The 7442-nt window shown below is 39.7% G+C and carries 3 protein-coding genes; 1 reads left to right on the forward strand and 2 read right to left on the reverse strand.

The features are described 5' to 3' along the window. Window positions 1-95: 95 nt before the first annotated feature. Window positions 96-6275, reverse strand: a complete 6180-nt coding sequence (locus tag BM291_RS20120; RefSeq protein WP_245786929.1) for a S8 family serine peptidase — start codon at window positions 6273-6275, stop codon at window positions 96-98. A 562-nt stretch (window positions 6276-6837) separates the two neighbouring features. Continuing rightward, window positions 6838-7095: a sensor histidine kinase gene (locus BM291_RS20125; RefSeq protein WP_317045672.1), complete on the reverse strand. Its 258-nt coding sequence runs from the start codon at window positions 7093-7095 to the stop codon at window positions 6838-6840. A gap of 44 nt (window positions 7096-7139) precedes the next feature. Here BM291_RS20125 and BM291_RS20130 point away from each other — a divergent pair. Further along, a partial coding sequence (locus tag BM291_RS20130) for a hypothetical protein (RefSeq protein ID WP_139229153.1) occupies window positions 7140-7442 on the forward strand: 303 nt, incomplete at its 3' end.

The following is a 7442-nucleotide window of genomic DNA, read 5'->3' on the forward strand; positions in this document are numbered from 1 at the left end:
AACTCATATGATGAACTTGTTATGAATTTTAATTTAAGAAAAGAAACGTATGAAATACTATCCCATACGTTTCTAAAAAGGTATTTCTCAATTATTTAGGGCTCTTTAATCACATTGACCGATTTAATTCCTTTCACGGTATTGATGTGAATAATATATAGACCTATATGCATCTGTGAGAAGTCTAATTGAAGTCGACTTTCATTTTCATTCCAGATTTTTGGCATTTGCTGGACTCTTCCCATTGCGTCCAAAATAATTAATGAGAAATCTGATGGTTCTTCTATAACCAGACCTTTTAGGTTAAGATTTAGGACGTCTCTGACAGGATTAGGATAGGCTATAAATTCAGTTGATATCTCTTCTTCTTCTTGAAGATTGGACATTCCTTCAGATAAGACTATCTCCGTGTTCGTTTGGTCTAGCAAAGGAACCTGTCTGGCGTTTTCAAAATTTGAGACCATTGGGCGGATAGCTATAGCCTGTGATACCCAATTCTCACCTAATGAGGCAGTGGCACTTAAATCCCCTGTTGCTCCTGGTTCACTTTGTATAAAGTAGGCCATCATGTTAGAGGTTAATCCTTGCTGATCATTTGGATCATCGTAAACCTCAATGGTACCTGCTGGCGCTGTCCATGTTGCGTTTTTCTTATTTGAGTAGAATAGCATCACCATGCTGTTGCAATCAACAGTAGTAAGAGATGGTGCAGTAGCAATAAATCCTTGAGAACCAGATGCTCCGCTAAATGCTACAATTGGACCATCAGGATGTTCTACATCTGCTCCACTTATTCGTGTGATGCCCATCGTCCATTTTGGAGATTGATTAATTCTGAATTCATAATTCTCCGGCTCATTGTTATCCTTCACCACTTTGTAGAACGTAACCATTGCCACCTGATTTTCCTGGTTCACTCGCTGGATGCGAACCCAATTTTTATCAAGTGGGTTGACAGAAGGTGCTGCGCCTTTTTCAAACATCAATCCGACAATTAACAAATCTCCGACTTGCGTATTCGCTGGCTTTTTTATTCTTGCTGGATTACTTGTATTTCCTGCCCCCATTGCCGTTTCAAAACCTTCCATCACTGGAGCCTCATTGATACAGCCTACTATGAGTAATGCTTTAGATTCTGTACTGGCTGAATTGTAATTTTCATTTCCAATAAAGGTTGCTATTACCTGATAGGTACCCGGGAAAGTTGGAGCAAAAGAAGTAGGCCCATAACTTGTTTCACCAACTCCCAAATATTCTATCGTGATCAGTGTAGGGTCTAACAGATCCTCAACGCCCCCGATTCCGTAGGCAGAAGCAGTTGCCTCTATTGGACCTTCATTATATTCAAATCTTCCTCCCGTTACAGATACCGTAGGAGTTGCTTTCTCCACGGTCAGCAAACCTTTGGTGACGCTCTCAATGCTATAATTTGAAGGATCAACAAAAGTAATTGTAGGGTCAATCTCATAAATTCCAGCATCTATTAATCCATCAGTAATTACATATGGATTACTATCCTTAAGAAGAGAATAAGAGATGGAGCTAATTACAGATTCTTCGTTATCCTCGAGGGTCACTAGTACTCCTTCTGGATCACGGAAACTGGTGCTGATTTTAAACCCATCAAATTCAGTTTTGTATGCTGGAGCTGCTTCGCCATACTTAGTTAAATCTGGATCTGCAGAGGTAGCAGCAGTTAAAGGAGCTGGAGTAATAGTAAGATCTGCCGGCAGATAGGATACAGTAAAGTTTCGTGATTCATATGTTCCTGGAATAATGAAATGATTACCCACATCTGTTCCTGTGACCATATTCACAGAGAAGAATTCCAGGTTGAAATCATTATCATCTTCACCAATTTCTTCACCAAAATCATAATATTTTCCGATGACTTCATTTTCACCTTCTACCGCAAATTCTAGGTCATTTTCTCCAAAAATCACCAAGCTATTAGCTTCCTCTTCTTCTCCTTCACCTCCGGTGCTATTGATAATTGTCCTTGAATTGATAATGGTTCGCCCATTAATCATAGTCCGTGCATTGATGAGGACACGACCATTAATAAGGACTCTTCCGTTGATCATAGTCCGTGCATTGATCATGGTTCGTGCATTAATCATTGTCCTTGCATTTATGCTGACAGATTTCAGTTCCTGATTCAGTGGATCTTCCAGGTAATCAAGGAATGAAGAGCCAGGAACATCGAATGCAGAATTAATGATCGGTCTGCCATTAAGGATGGTTCTTGCATTGATGATGGATCTCGCATTGATGATAGTGCGACTACTTACCATAAAGCTTTTATTGATTAAGCTACTTTTGTTGATAATCACCCTACCGTTAAAAATACCCAGTGGGAGACTATTGTCACCTTCTCTTTTGGCCAATTCCAGATCCTGCATATACTGAGTAATAATGCTGTTCTTCAAACCCGGAACGTCATTTATTTTCACCACGCCTTCAGCTTCAATGAGATCCTCAGGAATAATGACTTCATAATTTATAGCATCACTGATGGACTCGCCGTATTCCAAGGCTAGTTCGCCAACCAAGTCAACAGGTTTGATGGTAATTGACAATGATTCCACAGTAATAATTCCCGGTCCATAATTCCCGAAGGCATCATTTGTTCCGTCGTAAAAAAGAGTCTCATCCTCTTGCAAAACACCTACATAATTGTAGAAATCCGAGAAAGTAACACTTGTTTGAGCGTGAGAAGCAGTAATTATATAAGTCCCAACCTCTGCCAAATCTCCACTGATCGGACTAGCTAGCGTAACAAGCTGTAAAGAAGGGTCTGGGTTTTCGGGATCAAGAGTTAGACCAACTTCTTCTAATGTAAGATCACTTAACTCCCAATTGCTATCCACTCTTTCATATACACTTGCAGAAAATGGCTCTATAACTTGAGCATACTTTTTAGTCACATCGTCTGCTCTGATGGCAATAGTCTTTTTAACTATACCAAAGAAATATTCCGGACCGGCAGTTCCTCCATCCAATTCGCTATCAGAAATAGCATTATTTACCACCGTGACACCTGGATTTCCTTCAAAAAGAGGCACTGTTACTTCCAAGTACCCAAATCCAAATTCATCAACTCCATAAATGGCAACTAGCTGTTCTTCTCTCAAATAAACATTCGAGCCCTCATAGAGATTAGTCCCTGTTATGATCAATTGAAATTCAACCTCTCCAGGATTTATACCTTCATCATAAACCAATTCTATGTTGTCTGGATTAGGAGCGGCTAGTGTGAGCAATGCTTTATCAGCCCTAACAAGTCCAGACCCAGATTTGAAATCATCTCCGGATTCATGCATGTCTTGGGCGGTAGTTTTAAGTACTCGGCGAATGTCTTCTGGTAAACTGGCACCTACTTCACCAACCCAATCTGTTGGTTTGGTTTCAGGATAATATTTAACTCGTGCTTGCTTCACTAAGGCAGCAATGGCGGCAGCATGGGGAGCTGCAGCTGAGGTGCCATAGAAGTTTGGAAAATCATCCGCTTCCAGATTGGGCGCACCAAAGTTTACGGTGGTATTCACCCCATTTGGTGCAGTAAAATCTGGCTTACTTCGGATTACGCCATTGGTTGTCGTTCCTCCTCGAGAAGAGAATGAGGCAACTGTGAACGGCGCAGTTCCGCTTGGAACCAATTCAGGATCAAATCCAAAAACAGAAGTGTTGGCATACAGCACGGCTCCCACAGTCATGGCGCCTTCTGCATTTGCATGGCCTACAATTGAGGATGCGTTGATTCCATTGGGATCATTTGGGTCAAGTTCACCTCTGTAAACAATATACTTGAACTTAATCCCCAAATTGGACTCCATGTCAAGACAACTTTCACATTCCCTAGCAATCAAAAGTTCAATGGTGGTTGGTTGCGATATGGTAAAAGAAAGAATTTCTATAGGGTCACCATTTGCATTGTTTCTGTTAAAACCATACAAAGGAACACCAAAGTCTTTTAGATAAATATCCAGATCATACAAGCTACCACCCTGGTCAATTGAATAGAGCGGATCATCCCATTGAAGAGCAATCATGTAAACCGCAGGACCATTTTTACCAGGAAAAACGTTTATTGATTGGGTTGTATTTCCATTGGTAAATTGATGAACTCGGCCACCACCCCATGTGCCACTATTCAAAGGCAATTGGATATTTTGGTCTATCGTAGGGGTAAATAAGCCCTCAAAACTATTGCTGCCAAAATTACCCGCGGAAGTGAAATAGGACACTCCATTAGCCGTAACTTCATTTACTGCTTTTGCCACTTTACCGTCGCTAAAAGTAGGCTCAGTCATATAGGATATATCGTCTACTAAAATATCACTTCCTGCTGCAGCCATATCCCTAATTCCTTGGGCAAAATCACTTGCAGTGAGAACTCCAGTCCTAAAACCAAGTTCTGCGCCTGGTGCGACATCATGAATAATCTGCATCATCGCACGACCTTCGTCAGTACCAGTCCCAAATCGACTTGGCATATCTCTTAAAAAATAGGTGCTAGCAGGTAAATCTCCATTGGAAATGTCGTTAGCCAGTGTATTGACTCCAGCATCTGTTCGGGTGGCATAACTATCTGAAAGAACTCCGATTTTTATACCAGTTCCGTCTATAGGTTGATCCCCTTCAAAGTGAGAATACCCAGCTCTTACTAAATTTGATCGCATAACACGGTCGCCTTGAGTGGTGGTAGCTCCTTTATTGGCGACAGGTGGAATAGCAGGCCGAACGTGATTTATGGTTTCAGGAAATTGATTTAATTCCAATAACTTTTCTATTGGGAAAAAGCCTGCAATAATCAAGGAATTTGGATCTTGCTTTAGTTCATCCTCTGTTGGAGTGACGAATCCTAAATTTTCAAGAATCACTTTGGCTTCACCAAACTTATCTCTCATGTATATTACTTCGATCAAAACTTCGTTTCCATCGATATAAAATACTTCGTTTGATTCTACTATTTGCCCTTGATTGAATATTTCATGAAGGGCACTTAATTCTGAACCGATGAGTTCATATACTTTTCCTTGGGTACAAATCCCGAAGATTTGACGATCGTTTACCGTCACTTTGAAATTTTCTGCGCTTCCACAATTACCATTTGCTGAAACTTCAATTTCATCACCATCAGTCACTAAAACTGATTCAGGAGTTTCAATGATTTGGCCATTTCGAGTAAATATCAAATCCCCAAAATCCACATTTACAAAATCATTTAGATTTGCAATAGCTGAATTCCCACCATTTTCTGTACTACAAAGAACCGCATCTACAACGGATAAAGCTGGTGGGGTAATCAAGTTGACACCAAGCGTACATTCGGTAGGTGCGCAAGCTCCAATGTTGTCAATTTTAACTGATACACTCCCTGATCCTGTCCAATTTACATTTATAGTGTTAGTTCCTACTCCAGAAGTGATTTCCCCATCTCCTGTTAAAGACCAAATGTATGAAAGAGACCCAGCTGGCACGGTGTAGGAAGCAGAAGATCCAGCGCAAACCTCAGTCTCTCCTTTAATGGTACATTCTGTATCAAAGTCAATTACTTCTGATGCAGCTTGAACAGAGGCGCTTTGGCTACCAACTGACTTGCCGTTTAAAGAAACGACGCGCGTGTGGTATGGTGAACCGTTAATACTGGAAGCTGAATTTCCTTCACCCCAATCCTGTGCTTTGGCGATGTGACCACCCCAAGCAATAACCGCCGTATTATTTGCCCCATTACTAGCGTTGACTGAAAAAGTTATACTTAATCTAGTGATGGTACTAGAAGAGGAACTTATCTCCTGAAGCACATAGCGGATTTCATTAAATGTCCCGCCATAAATAGCTATTCTCCTTTCCTGTGGAGCAAGTTCATTAAAACTTGTGAAAGGTTGGGGAACACCATTAGGAGTTGGGATAACAGCATAATTTGGGTTTCCAGAGATTGGAATGACCTCTTCACAGATTCTATCGAAACTGGTGATATAGTCGATCGCATATTTATTGTCCTTACTTGTGTCCCACTCAATTTCTACCGTATGACTGCCGGGTTTTAACTTAGAAATAGTAAGACGATAAGGAATGGATTGTCCCTCATAGAAATGGCTATTGCCAGAATTTGAATTTCCAGAGGACCAGTTTACTGGGCTGATAGGGTCGCTATCAAATCCGCCGTTTTGGCCTTGTTCCAATTTTACATTTTGGGCAAAGGTGAAATTTGATATGAGCAATAAAATAAAAACGAGCCCCTTAGTGACAGAAAGTGATTTTTTCATCATGGCATTTTAAGTTTAAAGAATTAAATATTAATTAGAAATTATATGGTTTTTGATAGAGTCTAAAATCAAACAAAAAGTATCAAAAACTACTTTTTTCTGCTGTCGAAAGCAGAAGAGTACTAACAGTATATACTCCTAAAATAACCAAAAATAGGTTGCCAAAATATTAAATATCAAATATTTACAATTATCTGCTATGAATAAAAACGTCGTTACTGAAAATATATAATTGATTGACCCCTATGAACTTTAACTATTTAGCCCAATATTAAAATGTATATGAATATATTATTATTGAAAATTAAAATTCCAAGAGTAAACTAAACTATATAGATTTTAATGGTTTTTATAAAGTGATATTAATAAAGCCAATTCTTATATAGCTAGTTGATGATTGGGGATTATTCTAGCAATTTTCGGATTAAACGAATGCCAGTTATTTGGTATTTATTCTATGAGGACTTTAGGTGCATTAGGTATATAAACCATAGCAAGTCTGCCACAACTTCTCCACCTAATTGAGATTTTGGAGTTTGCGTGAAGTTTGAAAATCAAGAATTCACTAAAGTGGCAATTGAATAAACAATGTAGTTCCTTCTCCTTCCTTTGATTCCACCTTCAACTCCCCTCCATGCGCCTTGACGATATCATAACTCAAAGACAAGCCTAAGCCTGTTCCAGACCCAGTTGGCTTGGTGGTAAAGAAAGGCTGGAAGATCTTTTCTTTAATGTGATCAGGGATTCCGGAGCCGTTGTCTTTTACAGAAATTTCTACCCCTAAATCCCCTGAAGGGGACTTGATCGCCTTCGTTTTGACGATTACTGATGACTTGTCCTAGAATAGGTTTACACAAAACGTAAACTATGAAAAGACAGCAAAAGAAGATAAGAACAGGTGGTTCTTTGAGTTGGGAAGAACGGGAAGCCATGATCAAAGAATTTTTGACTGGTAAGTATCTTAAAAATGAGTTGTGGGAAAAATATACTGGTCAAGATAAGGGGCATGGTCAGCTTTTGGACTGGATGAGAAAACTTGGCTATATTTCCGATGACAGGGAACTAGGTCCTGTTAAATCTTTTTATCCAACTTCTTTACCATTGAGCCATTCAAAGAACATAGATGATCCCATTGCACTTCAGCGCCGTATTAAGGAATTGGAAAAACAG

This window comes from Algoriphagus aquimarinus (assembly GCF_900112005.1).
Lineage (GTDB): Bacteria > Bacteroidota > Bacteroidia > Cytophagales > Cyclobacteriaceae > Algoriphagus > Algoriphagus aquimarinus.

Bases quoted from the DNA above. Each gene is read 5' to 3' on its own strand.
- BM291_RS20120 (WP_245786929.1), bottom strand. From the start codon at position 6,275: ATGATGAAAAAATCACTTTCTGTCACTAAGGGGCTCGTTTTTATTTTA.